Here is a 17602-nt window from a genome sequence, read left to right as displayed (position 1 = left end):
TAAGCGGAGGGTGGCGAACCACCGCTGCGCGATTCGTCTTAGTGGCTACCCCACAAGCCCTTCGACGGTATCGCATTGAATAAAACCAGCGCGTGGGAAGGCTTGGGTCAGCGCGAGCAGCCCGGTGAGATTCTCGGGTTGAATCCCCTTGATGAGACAATGAGCTTCGTTCTCAAGCTGAGGATCGGTAACGACTTCTACCGAGACGCCGACTTCGGCTAACACCGCTTTGATGTCCGCTACCTTGGCAGTCACGATGACGCCCGATTTCCTCAATTTCATCGCACCCTTCATCGCATGAGCAGCCTGATGAAACTGCTCTGACGCTTGGCCGTCGAAATACTCGACCCAAGTCACTGATATTCCATCATCATCGCAGCGGAAGGCGTCCTGATCGATAGACTCGCAGATATCCGCGTCCTTTGGCAGCTGCCTGCCTTTGGAGACATGCAGGATGACTGTAGCGTCGTCGGGCAATGCCTCGTCCACGTCGGGCACCCCGGCGGATCAGGATTCGCAAATAGACCGAAGGTTGGCGATTGTATCCGAAGATTGATGTCGTGCGTCTATGACATCACCAGCTCGGCAAATAAGGGCCCAAGAGACCTTACCGTCCGGCAATGCCTCAACACGGAGCTTGCCGTCGTCGCCACTCCACGAAACAGCCAAGTTGCCGGCGCGGGTCAAAGCGATCCCGCCAACATCATGCTCAAGGGCGATTAGCGTCCGAACGAGCGTCCGGACTGACCCAACTTTGAGGATCTCGTCCCCTTCTTCCCATTCCGCGGGATCAAGCAGCTCAGCAATCCGAGCGACAAGAGTTCCCGCTCGATCCACCCCCAAATCCCGCGTCCCATCACGAACTACGCTGGTAGCCTGAAGCAGGGCAGCTGTAAGAAGCTGATCTGTCGTTTGCTGAATCCCAATTGGTTCGATATTGATTTGCTGGCGCGCAGCGGTCACCCGGGTACGACTGAAAGTCGTTCCCTGGTCTGAGGCAGATGCTGTCTGACGGTAGGTTGGCTCAGGCCGCTTCAACGTCATAATGCTCATCGAAACTCCCCCAAAGCTTTGTCGGTAAGCAACTGGCGATACAGATTGTTTTTGGAAGCGCGAAAGCTTGATAGCTGCTTCAACAATCCTGCTCGATCGGTGGCCAAACCCTCGGTTTTGGCTACGTCGATGTCGAGCGCGAAGGACGCTTTACCTTCGACGGCTTGCGGCATGACTGCGGATTGGACCGTCGCGAGCGCACCAATCTCTGGCAGTTGCAAGGCGAACCGCAGATAGAAGTCATGTATCGTTGGGATGCTTCGCGGAAGCTGGATATGGCTTGCGATGTATTGCTCGTATTCCGCCGTGCCATGCTCATCCATCGGCACGTCGATCCTATTGACGTACCTCACAGCCAAGCGGCTGGCCAAGCGGCAAGCCAACACCGTGTCCACGCTTTCCCAATCGCGCGCGAAACGCTCAAATAACACTTCCCACGACTTGTATGGTGTGAGCTGAGATGCGCTGAAGCCAGCCGGGCCAACAATAGCTACTTCTGTCCCATCGTTGCCGCTGAGACGGAACACTGATCTAGCGTCTTGCAAATCGAATGCTTCGGTAGCGATGTCGTAAACGAAGCCCGTTTGACGAGTCTCAGCGCGATCGGGATAGAACTTGGCAAGCGCGTCGCGCACGGCGTCCACCTCGGAGGCATTGAGCCCACCCGCGAATTGGACTTCCATGATTGCTTCAATGATGGGAGCGACAGGGAATCCCTCAGCCTTCAGCCGCTCTGGGCTGGCACCATTTTCCGCCGCTGATGGCACTTTGGCACGGTCTCCGAGCAACAAATTGCCCTTTCGCTGAAGATGGCAACTCGATGGAATCATGTCAACGGGAGGGTCAAGGACAAGTTAGGCGAGTCCTAAGGGTAAATCCTATCCGAGAGGAATTCCTGCCTCGTGCAGCATATTGCCAATTTCAGCTCGCTCTGAGCAACTCGCCCATCGCGAAGCTACAGCCAACAATCATGCTCTCCTCAGAGAGCCTCCAGCCAACCGAACCAATCCCTCGGGGGAAACGCAACCGCCGCCCGAAGGAAGGGCGCGGCCCGTTTCCGGACCGCGCCCCTTTGCTCAGTAGAAGGCGCCGTAGATCACGTCGACGACGCGGCGCGTGCGCAGGTTGACCAGCAGCAGATCGGGTCCGTAGCGCACCCAGCGATAGCCGTAGGGCGGCGCGCCGAGGCCGAGGCCATACCAGTCGTTGTAGTAATAGCTGTTCGACAGGAAGAGCAGCGGCAGCAGCCCGCCGATCGACCAGCGGCGATAGCCATAGCCGGGCGGATAGCGGAAGGGCGGGCGATGGATCGGACGGAAGTTCGGCGGACGGCCGACGCCGGGGCGATGCGGCGGGCGTGCAACCGGCGGGCGGGGCGCAGGCGGACGCGTGCCGGGGCGACCCGGTTGCGAGGGGCCGGTGCCCGGACGCCCAGGCTGCGAAGGGCCGCTACCCGGCCGGCCGGGCTGCGACGGGCCGGCACCGGGACCACCGGGCTTGCCGGGGCCACCGGGCTTGGGGCCGCCACCGCCCTGCGGCGGACGCTGGCCATGGCCGGGGCCGTGATTCTGCGCCTCGGCGATCGGCGCGGCCAGCAGCGTGGCCATGGCGGCAAGGGACAGGAGTTTCTTCATGCGCAACCTCCGTCAGGGGAAGCTCTTAAACGCTCAAAGCCCGGCAAGCGGCCCACTCAGCTCTTTTTCCGGCTCTTCATCAGCGGCTGGATGCGCGTGCCGAAATTCTCCACGCCCTCGAGGAAGTCGTCGAAGGTGAGCAGCACGCCGCCGGTATTGGGCACTTCGGCCATCTCATCGAGCATCCGCGCGACGCTTTCATAGCTGCCCACCAGCGTGCCCATGTTGATGTTCACCGCGCCTTCTGGGGCGGCGAGCTGGCGGACATTCGTCGTCGGGTTGTTCTTGTCGGCCGCGCCCTGGTCGATCAACCAGCGTACCGCGTCGATGTCGAGCCCGTCGCGATAGGATTGCCACTTGGCCATCGCCGCCTCGTCGGTCTCGTCGGCGATCACCATCACCAGCACGAACACCTTCACGTCGCGCCCGGTCTTGGCGGTCGCCTCGGCCAGCCGCTCGTTGTTGAAGGCGAAGGCCGTCGGCGTGTTGACGCCCTTGCCGAGGCAGAAGGCGTAGTCCGCCCATTTCGCCGAGAAGGCGAGGCCCTCGTCCGACGAGCCGGCGCAGATGATCTTCATGTCGCCCTGGGGCGTGGGACGGACGAGGCAATCGTCCATCTGGTAATATTCGCCCTTCAGGTCGCTGCGCCCGGTCTCCCACAGCTCGCGCAGGATCTGGGCATATTCGTCGAGCATCTGATAGCGGTTGCGGAAATGCTCGTCGCCCGGCCACAAACCCATTTGGCTATATTCGGGACGCTGCCACCCGGTGATCAGGTTAAGCCCGAAGCGGCCATGGCTGATCGAATCGATCGTGTTACACATGCGCGCTGCAAAGGCCGGCGGGATGATCAGCGTGGGGCAGGTGGCGTAGATCTTGATCTTCTCGGTGACCGCCGCAAGGCCGGCCATCAGCGTGAAGCTTTCCAGGCCATATTCCCAGAACTCGGTCTTGCCGCCGAAGCCGCGCAGCTTGATCATCGAGAGCAGGAAATCGAGGCCATGCTCCTCGGCCTTGAGCGCGATCGCCTTGTTCATGTCGAAGCTCGGCATGTACTGGGGCGCGTTCTCGCTGATCAGCCAGCCATTGTTGTTGATGGGAACGAAGACGCCGACTTCCATGGGGGTTGCTCCCTATTCGTCGCCCTGGCCGAGCCAGGCGAGCACGAGACGGTTGAAGAGATCGGGACGTGTGACGTTGCAGGCATGGCCGCCCGAGCCGAGCGGCCCGAGCTGCGCACGCGGCAGGCCGGCGGCGAGCTGGCGCGCGCAGTGCGGCGGCACCAGCATGTCGTCCTCCGCCACCACCAGCAGCGTGGGCGTGGCGATCGCGCCGAGATCGCCGGCGATGTCGAAGCTGCGCAGCGCCGCGATCCGCCGCGACAGCGTGTCCGCATCGGGGAAATGGGCGAGCTGCTGCTCGAGCTCGGCATCGAGCGCGGCGCTGTGATCGGAGATCCAGTTGGCCGGATAGAGGAAGATCGGCTGGGCGCGGAGATAGGCGCGCGGCCCGCCATGGCGCAGCAGCGTGAGCCGCACGTCGAAGCAGCGGGCGAAGTGCGGATCGAGCTCGGCCCAGCCGTTGATCACGATCAGCCGGTCGATCCGGTCGGGCGCCTTCAGCGCGAGCGCGAGCCCGGCGACGCCGCCCGCGGCATGGCCGATCACGCTGGCGCGGGCGATCCCCAGCGCATCGAGCAGCTGGACGATATCGTCGGCGAAATCCTCGACGGTGACGCGCCCTTCGGGCAGCGGGCCCGAGCGGCCGGTGCCGCGATGATCGTACAGGATGACGCGGTGCTGCTTCGCCAGCGCCGCGACATTGGGCGTCCAGTAGCTCGCCGAGCCGCCCAGCCCCGAGGACAGCACCAGCGCCGGCGCGTTCGCCGGGCCGTGGACCTCGTAATAGAGCCCCCCCGCCTCCGCCATCAGCCGATATGCGCCACGGAGGCGATCTCGACGAGGCAATCGGGCTTCACCAGATCGACCTTGATGCAATAGCGCGCCGGCTTGGCGCCGGGGAAATACTCGGCATAGACCTGGTTGAAGACCGGATAGTCGGCGAAATCCTTGAGGAAGATGTGGTTCATCGCCACGTCCTCGAGGCGAGCGCCCGCCGCCTCGAGCGTGGTCTTGATCACTTCGAGGATATGGCGCGTCTGGCCGGCGGCATCGCCGACATGGAGCACCGCGCCACCCTCGCCCAGCGCCAGCACGCCCGAGACATAGACGGTGTTGCCCGCCCTGGCGCCGGCCGAATAGGGCGCGATCGGGGTGGGGAACTGGGGCGGGTTGATCGGTTCGAACGGCATGTCGCTACTCCCGGGGCAATTGGCCGAAGCTGCCGCAGAAGTCGGCGGTGGTGGAGACCCAGCCGAAGAACTTCTCGACATTATAGACCGTGGCTTCCTGCATCATCGGCGGCCCGAGATGATGCGTCGCATCCTCGAGCATCACCCCGAAATATTCGAGGTGGAAGCCGTCGCGCAGCGTGCTCTCGACGCAGACATTGGTGGCGATGCCGACGAAGACGATGTTGCGGATGCCGCGCGATCGCAGCGTCGAATCGAGCTGCGAGTTGAAGAAGGCGCTGTAGCGGGTCTTGTGCAGGCGGATGTCGCCGGGCTTGGGCGCCAGCGCATCGACCAGCTCGTAGTCCCAGGTGCCGCGCGCGAGCAGCTTGCCGCTGAGCTCGGGACGCTGGCGCATCGTCTTCAGCGCATTGGACTTGTGCCAGTTGGGCGAGCCGGGGCCGCCGGCCTCGACATAGTCGGCATCCCAGCCATTCTGGAGGTAGATCACCGGCATGCCGGCCGACCGGGCGGTATCGAGCACCGCGGCGATCTTGCCGATCGTCCCCGCCGATCCCGAGATGTCGAACCCGGCCTGATCGACATAGCCGCCGGGCGAGGCATAGGCATTCTGCATGTCGATGACGACGATCGCCGTTTCGTCGGCATGCACGCGGATCGGCTCGGGCCGGGCGGGAAGCGTGACGATGCGCGGCCCCTGAAGGTCACGCCCGACGGTAGGTTCGCCTGTCATTTCCCGGAGTGTTCCCGAGAATGACGCGGCGCACAAGCCCCCTACAATGCGCGCAAGACCCACTCGCCAAAGGACACGAAGTACATGCCAAGAGCGGGTCTTCGTCGCGCCTGAGTTCACGCAATTCCCGGAACGCGCCGCATCCCGCAAGATCCTTGCGCGTGCGAGGTCCTATCTTTCCTACAGCGCCAAGGAGCGGCCGGCCTCTGGGCAGGCGCGCAGGCCGAGCAGGCGAAATCCTACATTGCAAGGCTGCCGAGCAAGCCCGTCATCCCCGCGCATGCGGGGATCCATTCCGGCTGAGGCTGAGAGACCCACCGAATGCGGCGCCAATGGATCCCCGCCTTCGCGGGGATGACGAATGGATGGGATGCTATCGCGCCTCGGCCAGCAGCGCCGCGGCCTTGGCGCCGGTCCAGTCCATGTCGCCCGAGACGCGCCAGACTTCCTTGCCGGCCGAATCATAGAGGATGGTGGTCGGCAGGTTGACGTTCAGGGTCAGGCTGAAGGCGGTATCGGGATCGAGCCAGAACTTCAGATGCCGGAAGCCGGCGGTGTAGCTATCGAATTCCGGACGCGCCTTCGCACTGTCCTGGCTGAGCGCGACGACCTTCAGCGTGTCGCCCTTCTGGCCGGCAAGCGTGTCGAGCGTGGGCATCTCGGCCTTGCAGGGCGCGCACCAGGTCGCCCACAGGTTGAGCAGCACTGGCTTGCCCTTGAAGGCAGCGAGGCTGGTCTTCTTTCCGTCGGGCGCGAAGAAGGCGATGTCCGGCGCCGCCTCCCCCTTGTGGCTGCGATCGAGCTTGCCCTTGTCCGCAGCCGCGGCATCCGGTGCGGCGGCATTAGCCGCCGGGATAGTTTCGTTTGCTTGGCTTCCGGCCCCGGAGCGCTTATCGCACCCCGCGATTGCCAGCGTGGCCAGAAGGAGAATCGAGATCGCCGAGCGCAAGGACAGCTCCAATGCCATGTGGGGCGGGCGCTTCGCCGAAGGCCCGTCCGCGGTGATGCGCGAGATAAACGCCTCGATTCCCTTCGACAAGCGTATGTGGCGCCAGGACCTGCGCGGCAGCCAGGCGCATGTGACAATGCTGGGCAAGCAGGGCATCATCGGCGCGGAGGATGCGGCGGCGATCCATGCCGGGCTCGACCAAGTGGCGGCCGAGTTCGAGGCCGAGGGCGTGCGCGACGATCTCGCGCTCGAGGACATCCACATGTTCGCCGAGGCGCGGCTGACGCAGAAGATCGGACCCGTGGCGGGCCGGCTGCACACCGCGCGCTCGCGCAACGACCAGGTGGCGACCGACTTCCGCCTGTGGGTGCGCGACGCGATCGACCAGGCCGAGGCGGCGCTGGGCGCGCTCCAGGACGCGCTGCTCGCCCGCGCCGAGGAACATGCCGACAGCGTGATGCCGGGCTTCACCCATCTCCAGGTCGCGCAGCCGGTGACTTTGGGCCATCACCTGATGGCCTATTTCGAGATGTTCGCGCGCGATCGCAGCCGGCTGCAGGATGCCCGGGCGCGGCTCAACCTCTGCCCGCTCGGTTCGGCGGCGCTCGCCGGCACCGGCTTCAACCTCGACCGCGAGGCCACCGCCAAGGCGCTCGGCTTCGACGGCCCGACGCGCAACTCGCTTGATTCGGTTTCCGACCGCGACTTCGCGATCGAATATCTCACCGCCGCGTCGCAGGCCGCGCTGCACCTCAGCCGACTGGCCGAGGAGTTCGTGATCTGGGCGAGCCAGCCCTTCGGCTTCGTGTCGCTGAGCGACCAATGGTCGACCGGCAGCTCGATCATGCCGCAGAAGCGCAATCCCGACGCGGCCGAGCTGGTGCGCGGCCATTCGGGCCGCATCACCGGCGCACTCGTCTCGCTGATGATCACGATGAAGGGCCTGCCGCTCGCCTATTCGAAGGACATGCAGGACGACAAGCCGCCGGTGTTCGAGGCGCACGACCTGCTCGGGCTCAGCATCGCGGCGATGACCGGGATGGTCGAGAGCGCGACCTTCCGGCTCGAGCGCATGCGCGCCGCCGCCGAGGCCGGCTTCTCGACGGCGACCGATCTGGCCGACTGGCTGGTGCGCGAGGGCGGCATCCCGTTCCGCGAGGCGCACCACATCACCGGACGCGCCGTTGCCGCCGCCGAGGCGGGCGGCATCCGGCTCGATCAGCTATCGATCGCGCAACTTAAGGAAATCGACTCGCGGATCGATGAACGCGTATATGACGTTCTCAGCGTCGATGCTTCGGTATCGAGCCGCACCAGCTTCGGGGGGACGTCTCCCAAGCGGGTGCGCGAGGCGATCGCGGCGGCACGCAAGGGCCGCGAGGAGGAAGAGCGATGAAGCGAGTGGTGGTGCTGACGACGGCGCTCTTCGGAGCACTTGCCCTGGCGGCGTGCGGCAACCGCGCGGAGCTCAAACCTGCGGCGACGGCATCGCTGCCGGTAGCGCCCGAGGGTGCGAAAGCGACGCCGTCGCCCGGTGACCTGCTCAAGCCCCCCGTCCAGACGCGCCCGGCACGTAGCGACGACCTCATCGAAAGCACGAGCCAGCGGCGAAGCGACAATTTCGATTTGCCGCCGCGCTAATCCACAGGAAGTTTCCCAGTGTCCCATTTCGAAGTCATCGGCGGCCAGCTGCACGCCGAGAATGTTCCGCTCGCGCGCATTGCCGAGCAGGTCGGTACCCCGGTCTATGTCTATTCGACCGAAGCCTTTCGCGAATCCGCCCGCGCCTTTCGCGACGCGCTGAAGCCGGTCGGGCGCCACCATGTCGCCTTCGCGGTGAAGGCCAATCCGAACCTGGCGGTGCTCCGCCTGCTCGCCAATGAAGGCTATGGCGCCGACGTCGTCTCGGGCGGCGAGCTGTCGCGCGCGCTGGCCGCGGGCATCCCGGCCAAGGACGTGGTGTTCTCCGGCGTCGGCAAGACGCGCAAGGAATTGCGCCAGGCGCTCGATGCCGGGATCGGCCAGTTCAACCTCGAGCTCGAGGAAGAAGGCGTCGTCCTCGCCGAGATCGCGGCCTCCAAGGGCATGGTCGCCCCCGCGGCGCTGCGCGTGAACCCCGACGTCGATGCCGGCACGCACGAGAAGATCTCGACCGGCAAGGCCGAGAACAAGTTCGGCCTGCCGATCGACCAGGCCCCGGCGATCTTCGACCGGCTGGCGAAGCTGGAAGGGATCAACCTGCGCGGCGTCGCGGTGCATATCGGCAGCCAGCTGCTGAGCCTCGAGCCGCTCGAAGCCGCGTTCGTGCGCGTCGGCAAGCTGGTTGCCGACCTGCGCGCCGCCGGCCACAGGATCACCCATGTCGATCTGGGCGGCGGGCTGGGCGTGGCCTACAAGCCCGGCGACGTGCCGCCGACGCCGCAGGCGTTCGGCGATATGGTCGCGCGGCTGACCCGCGACTGGGACGTCGAGCTGATGTTCGAGCCCGGCCGCCACATCTCGGCCAATGCCGGGGTGCTGCTCACCGAAGTGCTGTGGGTGAAGCCGGGCGTGACCAATCCCTGGGTGGTGGTCGATGCGGCGATGAACGACCTGCAGCGCGTGGCGCTGTACGATGCCTATCACGGCTTCTCCTCGGTGACGCCGACCGGCGAGACCTTCGTCGCCAATGTCTGCGGGCCGGTGTGCGAGAGCAGCGACGTGTTCCTCAAGAACCGCGAGATCGACGCGCTGAAGAGCGGCGACCTGGCGGTGCTGCACAGCGCCGGCGCGTACGGCGCGACCATGGCCAGCACCTATAACAGCCGCGCGCTGGTGCCCGAGGTGCTCGTCTCGGGCGATCGCTTCGAGACCGTCGCCGGGCGGATCACCGCCGAGACGATCATGGGCGAAGAGCAGATCCCGGACTGGCTGAAGTAGGATGAAGCTGACCGCCCTGCCGATCTTCGTGAAGCTGGCAGGGCGGCCGGTGATCCTGATCGGCAGCGGCGAGGCGGCGGAAGCCAAGCACCGGCTGCTGGTCCGCGCGGGTGCGGCGATCGTCGGCGAGGACGCCCAGGCGTCGCTCGCCATCGTCGCGAGCGACGACCCCGAACCCATTGTCGCCCGGCTGCGTTCTCGCGGTGTGCTCGTGAACACCGTCGACCGCGCCGACCTGTGCGACTTCACCCTGCCGGCGATCGTCGAGCGCGATCCCGTGCTGGTGGCGGTGGGCACCGGCGGCGTCTCGGCCGGGCTCGCGGCGGCGATCCGCCAGAAGCTCGAGGCCGAGCTGCCCGCCGATCTGGGCGAGACTGCGCGCGCGCTGCATGCGGCACGGCCCGAGCTGCGCACGCGCTTCCCCGACATCGCCGAGCGCCGCCGCGCGATCGGCGCCGCGCTGGCCGAAGGGCTGGGCAGCGACGTGGTGGCGCGGCTGCGCGATCCGCAGGCGGCGCGGCTCGAGCGCTTCACGCTGATCTCCGCCGATCCCGACGACCTGACGCTGCGCCAGGCACGCGCGCTTGCGCAGGCCGAGCGGGTATATCACCTTCCCGCGGTGCCGACCGCGATCCTGAACCGCGCCCGGGCCGATGCCCCGCGCATCGCCTGTGCCGCGCCGCCCGAGGCGCCGGGGCCGGGGCTTTCCGTGTGGCTGGAGATCGCCGAATGAGCGGCTTTGCGTATATCGTTCATGACGGGAAGGTCGACCAGCCGATCCTCAAGGAAGCGCTGGGCAAGGACGCCGGCCTCAGCTGGATCCACCTGACCACCAATGACGAGCGCGCCCAGGTCTGGCTGAGCGGCGAGGCCAGGCTCGACCAGCCGGTGATCGACGCGCTGACCGCGACCGAGACGCGCCCGCGCTGCGACATGTTCGGGCCGGCGGCGCTGGTGAACCTGCGCGGCATGTCGTCCGAGACGCTCGACAGCTCCGATCCGCTCGCCTCGATCCGGATGTACGCGCATGGCGGCTGCGTCTTCTCGGTGACGCGCAAGCCGCTCAACGCGATCCAGCCGGTGCGCAAGCTGGTCGAGGACGGCAAGGTGCTCGATCCCGGCGACCTGATCGCGGCGATCGCCCAGGCGATCACCGAGGAGCTCGACCCGATGGTCGCCGAGCTCGGCGATTCGCTCGACGATTGCGAGGAGCAGATCTCGAAGCACCGTGCCTTCGACCTGCGCCGGATGGTCAATGCGACGCGGGTCAAGGCGATCGGCCTGCGCCGCTTCCTCTATCCGCAGCGCGCCGCGCTGGAGAAGCTCGCCGGGCTGCCGGTGGAATGGCTGGCCGACGACGACCGGCTGCACCTGACCGCCGCCGCCGACCGCGCCGCGCGCATGGCCGAGGAGCTGGAGAGCATCCGCGAGCGCGCCGCGCTGACGCACGAGACGCTGACCGATCTCCGTTCGGAACTGATCGACCAGCGCTCGCTGACGATCGCGGTGGTGGCGATGGTGTTCCTGCCGCTGACCTTCCTCACCGGGCTGCTCGGCATGAACGTCGCCGGCATACCCTATGCGCACGAGCCTTGGGCCTTTGCCGGGGTGGTGGCGGTGTGCGTCGTCACGGCAGTGGCGATCGCCGGCTATTTCCTGTGGCGGCACTGGTTCGAAGGCTAGGGCGTATCAATGTTCGAGCACGTCGTTCGAAAGCCGCACTCGCACAACGGCTCGGCGCGCCCCACGAATAAGAGAGTGGCCCACGCGAAGGCCATCGCGCCTCTCCACAGCCGTCATCCCGGCGAAAGCCGGGATCTCAGGAGAAGGCGCGGGAAAGGAACCGCACGAGATCCCGGCTTTCGCCGGGATGACGGAATTGGGGAGATACGCCCTGAGCCCTCAAGCCCGCTGGCGGCGCTCCAGCTCGGCGCGGGCGGCGGCAAGCTCGCTGCGCACTTCGCCCAGCTCGATCGCGCGGGCGGCGATGCGGGCATCGAGCGCGAGGTTCGAGCGCTTGAGCTCCTCCATCCGCTGCGCGCGGGCGAGCGTCCGCTCGATCCGGGCGGCAAGCACTTCGAAGGCATAGGGGCGCGAGAGATAGTCGTCTGCGCCGGCCTGCAGCGCCTCGACCGCGCCTTCGGGATGATCCTGGCTGGTGACCATGATCACCGGCAGGTCGGCGGTGTCGCGCGATCCGCGGATTTCCTGGAGCACGTGCAGCCCCGAGACTTCGGGCATCACGCAATCGAGCAGCACCATGTCGAAGCCGCGCGCCGAGATCAGCTCGAGCGCCTGGGCACCGCGATCGGCAAGCACGACGAGATAGCCGAGCTGGCCGAGACGGTGCGCGAGGACGTGCAGATTGGTCCGGCTGTCATCGACTGCCAGGATCGTGCGCGTGGCCCGGCGGCGCGTGCCGATCCCCTCCTGTGCCGAAGCTTCGTCCATGCCAGCATTCTAGCCAGCAACAATCACGAAACAGTTAAGCGGCGCGCAACCAGCTTTGGATCAGCGTTCCAGGAAGTTGAATATCTGGCCGACCATCAGCGCCATCGGGCCGTTGCACTTGGCGATCGGATCGCCCGGCTCGATCGTGTTGATCGCCAGCCCCATCGGCGTGGGCCAGCCGCGCAGGGCATGGGTGATCGTGCGCAGCGCCTGGAGCGTGGAGACCGCCGCCTGCCAGCCCGCCGCGGTGGCGATCAGGCCCACCGGAAGCCCGTCGAAATAGGGGCGCTCGTCCTTGCTCATCGCCTCGACATAGTCGAGCGCGGTCTTGACCAGGCCGGAAAGCGTGCCGTGATAGCCGGGCGAGCCGACGATCACCGCATCGGCCGAACGCAGCGCCTCGAGATAGCGCATCACCGCCGGGTTGCCCTCGACATTGCCGGGCTCGTAGTGCGGAAAGGCGATCGCATCGCCGGTGAGCAAGGTGGTGCGGGCGCCGCGCGCCTCCGCCATTTCCAGCGTCGCCGCAAGCAGGCGTCCGGTAGCCGATTCAGCGCGCAGGGTGCCGCCGATCGCGACGATATGAGGTGCCGTCATGCACCCTGCGCTAGCCCAAAGCCCGGCGCGGCGCCAGTCCGTGGACCTGGGCGGCGGCGAGCGGCTATTGAGGGCCTGAATCGCCCGTGGGGGAGCTTATGGTTGCAACAACGCACGGACCCCTGGCGGGCCTGCGCATCGTCGAGTTCGACAGCCCGGGCACGGTGACCTTTGCCGGGATGCTGCTCGCCGATCTCGGCTGCGACGTGGTGCGGATCCTGCGGCCGCGGCAGGAGGGCGCCGGGGTCGCCGCCAGCCTCTATCGCGGGCGCTCGCAAGTGGCGCTCGACCTCGCCCAGGCGGCAGGGCGCGAGCAGGCGCTGGCGCTGATCGCCCAGGCCGACGGCGTGATCGAAGGCTATCGGCCGGGCGTGGCCGAGCAGGTCGGGCTCGATCCGGCGCGCTGCCTCGCGCTCAATCCGCGGCTGGTCTATGCCCGCACCAGCGGCTGGGGGCGCGAAGGGCCGCTCGCCGGCACGCCCGGCAACGACATCAACCATCTCGCCCTGTCCGGCGCGCTCCATGCGATCGGGCCGGCGCCCGCGCCGGTGCCGCCGCTCAACCTGATCGGCGAATATGCCGGCGGCGCGCTCTATCTGGCGCTGGGCCTGGTCTCGGCGATCCTCGCCGCCCAGGCCACCGGGCGCGGGCAGGTGATCGAGGCGGCGCAGCTCGACGGCGCGGCGTCGATGATGACGCTCTATTACGCGCTGCACGGCGCCGGGCGCTGGGCCGATGCCCGGGCGGCGAACATGATCGACGGCGGCGCGCCCTATTATCGCTGCTATGCCTGCGCCGATGGCCGGCATGTTGCGGTGGGCGCGCTCGAGCCGCAGGCGTTCCGCGCGCTGTGCGGCGGGCTCGGGCTGCCGGCGGACCGGTTCGACCCCTATGACCGCGCCTGCTGGCCGGCGCTGGGCGAGGCGCTGGCGGCAGGCTTCGCGACGCGCGGGCGCGACGAATGGGCGGCTTTGTTCGAAAGCGGCGAGGCCTGTGTGACGCCGGTACTCTCGCTCACCGAGGCGCCGCTCCATCCGCACAACCGCGCGCGCGCCACCTTCGATGCGCCGGGCGGCGTCATGCAGCCAATGCCGGCGCCGCGCTTCTCGACGACGCCGGCGATGGCGGTGCCGGCGACGGAGGAAAGCGTGGCGGACGTACTCGAGCGCTGGGCTTGAAGCGGGGGCCTAGCCGGCCTTGAGGCTGCTCCAGGCCTTGGCGATCTCTTCGAGGCTGTTGGCGGCGTCGCGGAACGGCGCGGGGTCGATGCCCGTGGCCGCCTGGAGAATGTCGCCGCGCAGCCCGTAATAGAAGGTGCCCAGCGTCTTGGCGACCTGGCCGCCCTTGTCGAAATCGAGCCCGGCCTCGAGCGCGAACAGCACTGCGGTGGCGCGGGCGACGCGCTCGCCCTTGACCGCGTAGTTGCCGCGTTCGGCGGCCCAGGCAGCGGTGCGCAGCGCGGCGATGCCCTCCTCGTAGAGCAGGCCGACCAGCGCATGCGGATCGCCGCCGGCGCCGCGGCCGACAAGATCGATCTGGCGGTAGGTGGCGGCGGGATTGGCGGCCAGGGCCGAAGCGTAGCGCATCAATTGCCCTGCGCGTTCCAGGCAGCGATTTGCTGCGTGAGGAAGCTCTGGGTCGACTTGTACGCCGCGACTTTCGAATCCATCGCCGCAAACTGCTGCGTCATCCGCGCGCGCAAGGCCTCGGTGTCGGTGAGGACCTTGTCCTTCTGCTCCTCGAGCTTGGTCTGCGCCTTGGTATATTTGTCGGCGCTGGCGCCGAGCCCGACCTTGGTGCTCGCCGCGTTGGTGGCGATGGTCGACAGCGCCTTGGACAGCCCGGCGCTGCCCGCGAAGATCTTCTCGACATCGTTGGGATAGGTGGCGAGCACGCTGGCAAGGCGGCTCGTGTCGATGCCGAGCGTGCCGTCGCGATTGGTCTTCACGCCGATATCGGCGAGCTTGGACGGCACGTCGGTCGATGCGCCCGGCACCAGCTCGGTCAGCGTCAGGCTCTTGAGCTGGCGCACCAGATCCTTGGCGGCCGGATCGCTGCGCAGCGGGCCGGTGATCGGATCGATCGCCGCCTGGGCCGCCTTGAACACTTCATTGTAGGTAGCGACGAAATTGGTGACCGCATCGCTGATCGACGTGGTCGGCGAGCTGGCACCGATCGAGACCTTGGTGCCGACCGACGCCGCGACCAGATCGATGCGGGCACCCGAGATCATGCCCGAGATGCTGTTGGTCGGATATTTGGCCTCGACGCCGTCGAGCGCAACCAGCGCATCCTGCGCCGTCGAATTGATCGTCGAGCTGGTGATGTTCTTGCCGACATCGAGCTGGGCGAGATCGCCGGTGCCGCTGAGCGTGAAGGCCTGCGATGCGCCGGTGGCGCTCTTGAGCACCAGGCGCGCACCGTTGCTGTCGCTCAGGATCGAGGCGGTGAGGCCGGTCTTCTTCGCATTGATCGCGTCGGCAATGCCCTTGAGCGTGTTGTTCGACGACGTGATATCGATGGTGATTGGCGTGGCCGGGCCCGCGGTGAAATCGCTCATCACGCCGTCCGCCACCGTCGCGGTGCCGAAGGTGAGGGTGAGCTTGCCGGTGCCGATCACGGTGCTGCTGCCGCCGCTGAACGCCGGCGAGCTGGTGACCTGGCCCTGGGCGAGCTGGCGCACTTCCATCGTCGCGTTGAGGCCGGCGAGATCGGCGCCGGGCAGGCGAGTGACGGTGAGGATGCCGGTGTTCGAGCTGGTCGGCTGGGTGGCGAGCGAGCCCGAGCTGGTGAGCGAGGCGAGCGCCGAGGCGAAATCGCTGATGTTGCTCTTGAGCGTGCTGACCGTGGAGATCTGCGTCGTGAGCGTGTCGCTCTGCGTCTCGATCAGGTGATTCTTGTTGGCGAAGGCGTTCTCGACGAGCGATTCGACCAGCGCGGTGGTGTCGATCCCCGATCCGGTTCCCAGCGTCTTTGCGATCGATTCGACAGCCATCTTCGTTCCCCCTGCTCTCTCCGGTAAACGGCCGTCGCCGCGGGATTTTTAGTGCGGGCGCGCCTGTTTGCGGCCGTGCTCGTCGAAAAGTGCGGTTTCGGGGACGGTGATCGCCGGCATCACCGCATTCGCCCGCTTGCTGAGCTGGAAGACGAAGGCGAGCACGGTGGCGACGGCCATGTAGAGATCGTCGCGGATCTCCTGGTTTTCCTTGCTGGTGTAATAGACCGCACGGGCGAGCTGCGGATATTCGAGGATCGGCACATCGAGCTCGCCGGCCAGCTCGCGAATGGCGAGCGCCGTGGCGCCGCGGCCCTTGGCCACCACCACCGGCACCTGGTCCCTGCCCTGCTCGTAGCGCAGCGCGACGGCGAAGTGGGTCGGGTTGGTGATGACCACGTTCGCGGTGGCGACCGCCTTGCGGAAGCCACCCTTGAGGATCTGGCGCTGGCGCTGGCGCTGGGCGGCCTTGGCCTCGGGCGAACCCTCGGCCTCCTTGTGCTCGTCCTTCACTTCCTGCTTCGACATGCGCAGCCGGCTCATGTGCCGGATGATCTGGATCGGCAGGTCGATGCCGGCGATCAGCAGCAGCCCGCCCGCCATGACGAAGAGCAGATGGATGAAGTCGTTGCCCATCGCGCCGATCGCGCCGTGCAGATCGGCCTCGACCAGCCCAAGCGAGCGCTGGGTCATCGACCAGAGCAGCCAGGTGCCGATGCTGCCGAGCAGCACCACCTTGAGCAGACCCTTGCCCAATTCGATCCAGCCATTGGGGCCGAACATCCGCGAGAGGCCCGAGGCCGGGTTGATCCGCGACGCCTTGGGCGCGAACAGCTTGGCGTTCCAGCGGATGCCGGCGAGCCCGGCATGGCTGAGGATCGCGCCGATCACCGCGAGGATCAGCAGGCCGCCGATCGGCAGCGCAAGCTTCCAGCCCGCTTCGGCGATCGGGCGCCAGGGCTCGAAATCCTCGACATCGGCGACGCCGAAGGTGAAGCTGCCGACCATCACTTCCTTGCAGGCGCGCACCAGCGAGGGGCCGAGCATCGCCATCCAAGCGCAGCCGAGCAGCACCACCAGCGCCGTGCCGAAATCCTTGGAGCTTAATATTTGGCCTTCGTCGGCGGCCTTGCGCTTGCGCTTGGCTGTTGGGGCTTCTGTCTTTTCGCCAGCGGACTCCGACATCAGCCGAGCACCAGCTGGGGCATCATCGTGAGCGCTTCACGGACGATGACGACGAGATAATCCCCCATGGCGGGCAGCGCGAGCAGCATCGCGACGACGCCGAAGAGCAGGCTGGCGGGCAGGCCCACCGCGAACAGGTTGAGCGCCGGGGCGGCGCGGCTGAGCATGCCGACGATCAGGTTGAGGCAGAGCAGCAGGAAGCCGATCGGCAGCGACAGCAGCAGCCCGGCGAGGAAGGTATAGCCGCCGAACATCGCGATGCCGAGCAGCCGCTCGGGCGCGATCCACGCGCCGGGGGGCATGACGGCATAGCTGCGCACCACCAGGTCGACGAGGACGAGATGCCCGTCGACCGCGAGGAAGAGCAGCGTGAGCATCAGCGACAGGAAGGTGCCGATCGCCGGCGTGGGATGGCCAACGGTGGGATCGACCGTGTTGGCGAAGCCCAGGCCCATCGACATCGAGATGACTTCGCTCGCCACCATCGGCGCGGCAAAGGCGACCTGGAGCACGAAGCCCATGGCGAGCCCGGTCAGCGCCTCGGCGGCGACGGCGAGGAAAGTGGTGAGCGAGAAGATCTGCTCGGGCGGCGTGATGTGCGCCACGTTGAGCACCAGCACGCCGATCGCGCCGGTGAGCGCGATCCGCGCCGGCAGCGGGATCGCCATGTTGCTGAACACCGGCGCCGCGATGAACGCCGCGCCCACCCGCACCATCGCGAACAGGAGCGCCCAGAGCTGCGGCTCGATCGAGAGGCCGAAGCCCATCAGCATGG

Annotated in this window: 21 protein-coding genes; 6 read left to right on the top strand and 15 right to left on the bottom strand. The window is 66.9% G+C overall.

Features of this window, described 5'->3' with window-relative positions; translation table 11 throughout:
- Window positions 1-45: 45 nt before the first annotated feature.
- The 9 genes from P6144_RS08960 to P6144_RS08920 all read right to left on the bottom strand — a co-directional run bounded on the left by P6144_RS08960 (window position 46) and on the right by P6144_RS08920 (window position 6680).
- Window positions 46-489, bottom strand: a complete 444-nt coding sequence (locus P6144_RS08960) for a hypothetical protein (RefSeq protein ID WP_277767388.1) — start codon at window positions 487-489, stop codon at window positions 46-48.
- Between the two features lie 18 nt (window positions 490-507).
- Window positions 508-1053 (bottom strand): hypothetical protein, encoded by a 546-nt coding sequence (locus tag P6144_RS08955; RefSeq protein ID WP_277767387.1) that lies wholly within the window; start codon window positions 1051-1053, stop codon window positions 508-510.
- Window positions 1050-1844 (bottom strand): TIGR04255 family protein, encoded by a 795-nt coding sequence (locus P6144_RS08950; protein WP_277767386.1) that lies wholly within the window; start codon window positions 1842-1844, stop codon window positions 1050-1052. Before P6144_RS08950 ends, P6144_RS08955 begins: the two co-directional genes overlap by 4 nt.
- Window positions 1845-2129: 285 nt before the next feature.
- Window positions 2130-2687 carry an RcnB family protein gene (locus P6144_RS08945; protein WP_277767385.1) on the bottom strand — a complete coding sequence of 186 codons (558 nt, stop codon included), beginning with the start codon at window positions 2685-2687 and terminating at the stop codon, window positions 2130-2132.
- A 56-nt stretch (window positions 2688-2743) separates the two neighbouring features.
- Entirely contained in the window at window positions 2744-3808 is a 1065-nt protein-coding gene (gene rutA, locus P6144_RS08940) for a pyrimidine utilization protein A (protein ID WP_277767384.1), read from the bottom strand.
- Between the two features lie 12 nt (window positions 3809-3820).
- Window positions 3821-4615 carry a pyrimidine utilization protein D gene (gene rutD, locus P6144_RS08935; RefSeq protein WP_277767383.1) on the bottom strand — a complete coding sequence of 265 codons (795 nt, stop codon included), beginning with the start codon at window positions 4613-4615 and terminating at the stop codon, window positions 3821-3823.
- Entirely contained in the window at window positions 4615-4998 is a 384-nt protein-coding gene (gene rutC, locus P6144_RS08930) for a pyrimidine utilization protein C (RefSeq protein ID WP_277767382.1), read from the bottom strand. The genes rutD and rutC overlap by 1 nt, the downstream gene beginning before the upstream one ends.
- A 4-nt stretch (window positions 4999-5002) precedes the next feature.
- The gene (gene rutB, locus P6144_RS08925) at window positions 5003-5731 is read right to left on the bottom strand and encodes a pyrimidine utilization protein B (protein ID WP_277767381.1); all 729 of its coding nucleotides are present in this window, start codon (window positions 5729-5731) and stop codon (window positions 5003-5005) included.
- A gap of 373 nt (window positions 5732-6104) precedes the next feature.
- Window positions 6105-6680: a TlpA disulfide reductase family protein gene (locus tag P6144_RS08920; protein WP_347275529.1), complete on the bottom strand. Its 576-nt coding sequence runs from the start codon at window positions 6678-6680 to the stop codon at window positions 6105-6107.
- Window positions 6681-6696: 16 nt separating this feature from the next.
- Here P6144_RS08920 and argH point away from each other — a divergent pair, with 16 nt between their 5' ends.
- Genes argH through P6144_RS08895 form a run of 5 tightly spaced genes read left to right on the top strand, consistent with a single transcriptional unit; the run spans window position 6697 to window position 11282 of the window.
- The gene (gene argH / locus P6144_RS08915) at window positions 6697-8076 is read left to right on the top strand and encodes an argininosuccinate lyase (RefSeq protein WP_277767428.1); all 1380 of its coding nucleotides are present in this window, start codon (window positions 6697-6699) and stop codon (window positions 8074-8076) included.
- Window positions 8073-8321 (top strand): hypothetical protein, encoded by a 249-nt coding sequence (locus P6144_RS08910; RefSeq protein WP_277767379.1) that lies wholly within the window; start codon window positions 8073-8075, stop codon window positions 8319-8321. Before argH ends, P6144_RS08910 begins: the two co-directional genes overlap by 4 nt.
- A gap of 18 nt (window positions 8322-8339) precedes the next feature.
- Window positions 8340-9599, top strand: a complete 1260-nt coding sequence (gene lysA, locus P6144_RS08905) for a diaminopimelate decarboxylase (protein ID WP_277767378.1) — start codon at window positions 8340-8342, stop codon at window positions 9597-9599.
- Window position 9600: 1 nt separating this feature from the next.
- Complete coding sequence (locus tag P6144_RS08900; RefSeq protein WP_277767377.1) at window positions 9601-10332, top strand: NAD(P)-dependent oxidoreductase; 732 nt, start codon at window positions 9601-9603, stop codon at window positions 10330-10332.
- A complete protein-coding gene (locus P6144_RS08895; RefSeq protein WP_277767376.1) occupies window positions 10329-11282 on the top strand; it encodes a CorA family divalent cation transporter in 954 nt (317 codons plus the stop codon). Before P6144_RS08900 ends, P6144_RS08895 begins: the two co-directional genes overlap by 4 nt.
- Before the next feature lie 219 nt (window positions 11283-11501).
- On the opposite strand, the gene P6144_RS08890 is transcribed toward P6144_RS08895, so the two are convergent.
- Both P6144_RS08890 and P6144_RS08885 read right to left on the bottom strand, forming a co-directional pair.
- Window positions 11502-12050 (bottom strand): response regulator, encoded by a 549-nt coding sequence (locus P6144_RS08890; RefSeq protein ID WP_277767375.1) that lies wholly within the window; start codon window positions 12048-12050, stop codon window positions 11502-11504.
- Window positions 12051-12110: 60 nt separating this feature from the next.
- Complete coding sequence (locus P6144_RS08885; protein WP_277767374.1) at window positions 12111-12647, bottom strand: NADPH-dependent FMN reductase; 537 nt, start codon at window positions 12645-12647, stop codon at window positions 12111-12113.
- 98 nt (window positions 12648-12745) lie between these two features.
- Between P6144_RS08885 and P6144_RS08880 the strand changes: the two genes are divergently transcribed.
- On the top strand, window positions 12746-13825 hold the full coding sequence (locus P6144_RS08880; protein WP_277767373.1) for a CaiB/BaiF CoA-transferase family protein: 1080 nt from the start codon (window positions 12746-12748) through the stop codon (window positions 13823-13825).
- Window positions 13826-13834: 9 nt separating this feature from the next.
- Here P6144_RS08880 and P6144_RS08875 read toward each other — a convergent pair whose 3' ends face one another.
- From P6144_RS08875 to fliR, 4 genes are read right to left on the bottom strand one after another with little or no spacing between them, the layout of a single operon-like run.
- The gene (locus P6144_RS08875; RefSeq protein WP_277767372.1) at window positions 13835-14233 is read right to left on the bottom strand and encodes a flagellar protein FliS; all 399 of its coding nucleotides are present in this window, start codon (window positions 14231-14233) and stop codon (window positions 13835-13837) included.
- Complete coding sequence (gene fliD / locus P6144_RS08870) at window positions 14233-15642, bottom strand: flagellar filament capping protein FliD (RefSeq protein ID WP_277767371.1); 1410 nt, start codon at window positions 15640-15642, stop codon at window positions 14233-14235. Before fliD ends, P6144_RS08875 begins: the two co-directional genes overlap by 1 nt.
- Before the next feature lie 48 nt (window positions 15643-15690).
- Window positions 15691-16827: a flagellar type III secretion system protein FlhB gene (locus tag P6144_RS08865; RefSeq protein ID WP_277767370.1), complete on the bottom strand. Its 1137-nt coding sequence runs from the start codon at window positions 16825-16827 to the stop codon at window positions 15691-15693.
- Entirely contained in the window at window positions 16827-17600 is a 774-nt protein-coding gene (fliR, locus tag P6144_RS08860; RefSeq protein WP_277767369.1) for a flagellar biosynthetic protein FliR, read from the bottom strand. Before fliR ends, P6144_RS08865 begins: the two co-directional genes overlap by 1 nt.
- Window positions 17601-17602: the final 2 nt, after the last annotated feature.

The sequence above is a fragment of the Sphingomonas sp. HITSZ_GF genome, assembly GCF_029543155.1.
GTDB lineage: Bacteria > Pseudomonadota > Alphaproteobacteria > Sphingomonadales > Sphingomonadaceae > Sphingomonas.
Note: the sequence above shows the minus strand (reverse complement) of the source record. Positions and strands in the feature narration are given on the sequence as shown.

What these genes read in the sequence shown, in the direction of transcription:
- rutA (WP_277767384.1), bottom strand. Translation starts at nt 3,808, where the DNA reads ATGGAAGTCGGCGTCTTCGTTCCCATCAACAACAATGGCTGGCTGATC.
- P6144_RS08865 (WP_277767370.1), bottom strand. Translation starts at nt 16,827, where the DNA reads ATGTCGGAGTCCGCTGGCGAAAAGACAGAAGCCCCAACAGCCAAGCGC.
- rutD (WP_277767383.1), bottom strand. Translation starts at nt 4,615, where the DNA reads ATGGCGGAGGCGGGGGGGCTCTATTACGAGGTCCACGGCCCGGCGAAC.
- P6144_RS08890 (WP_277767375.1), bottom strand. Translation starts at nt 12,050, where the DNA reads ATGGACGAAGCTTCGGCACAGGAGGGGATCGGCACGCGCCGCCGGGCC.
- P6144_RS08875 (WP_277767372.1), bottom strand. Translation starts at nt 14,233, where the DNA reads ATGCGCTACGCTTCGGCCCTGGCCGCCAATCCCGCCGCCACCTACCGC.
- P6144_RS08955 (WP_277767387.1), bottom strand. Translation starts at nt 1,053, where the DNA reads ATGAGCATTATGACGTTGAAGCGGCCTGAGCCAACCTACCGTCAGACA.
- fliR (WP_277767369.1), bottom strand. Translation starts at nt 17,600, where the DNA reads ATGCTGATGGGCTTCGGCCTCTCGATCGAGCCGCAGCTCTGGGCGCTC.
- P6144_RS08945 (WP_277767385.1), bottom strand. Translation starts at nt 2,687, where the DNA reads ATGAAGAAACTCCTGTCCCTTGCCGCCATGGCCACGCTGCTGGCCGCG.
- P6144_RS08900 (WP_277767377.1), top strand. Translation starts at nt 9,601, where the DNA reads ATGAAGCTGACCGCCCTGCCGATCTTCGTGAAGCTGGCAGGGCGGCCG.
- P6144_RS08885 (WP_277767374.1), bottom strand. Translation starts at nt 12,647, where the DNA reads ATGACGGCACCTCATATCGTCGCGATCGGCGGCACCCTGCGCGCTGAA.
- rutB (WP_277767381.1), bottom strand. Translation starts at nt 5,731, where the DNA reads ATGACAGGCGAACCTACCGTCGGGCGTGACCTTCAGGGGCCGCGCATC.
- fliD (WP_277767371.1), bottom strand. Translation starts at nt 15,642, where the DNA reads ATGGCTGTCGAATCGATCGCAAAGACGCTGGGAACCGGATCGGGGATC.
- P6144_RS08910 (WP_277767379.1), top strand. Translation starts at nt 8,073, where the DNA reads ATGAAGCGAGTGGTGGTGCTGACGACGGCGCTCTTCGGAGCACTTGCC.
- P6144_RS08895 (WP_277767376.1), top strand. Translation starts at nt 10,329, where the DNA reads ATGAGCGGCTTTGCGTATATCGTTCATGACGGGAAGGTCGACCAGCCG.
- P6144_RS08880 (WP_277767373.1), top strand. Translation starts at nt 12,746, where the DNA reads ATGGTTGCAACAACGCACGGACCCCTGGCGGGCCTGCGCATCGTCGAG.
- argH (WP_277767428.1), top strand. Translation starts at nt 6,697, where the DNA reads ATGTGGGGCGGGCGCTTCGCCGAAGGCCCGTCCGCGGTGATGCGCGAG.
- rutC (WP_277767382.1), bottom strand. Translation starts at nt 4,998, where the DNA reads ATGCCGTTCGAACCGATCAACCCGCCCCAGTTCCCCACCCCGATCGCG.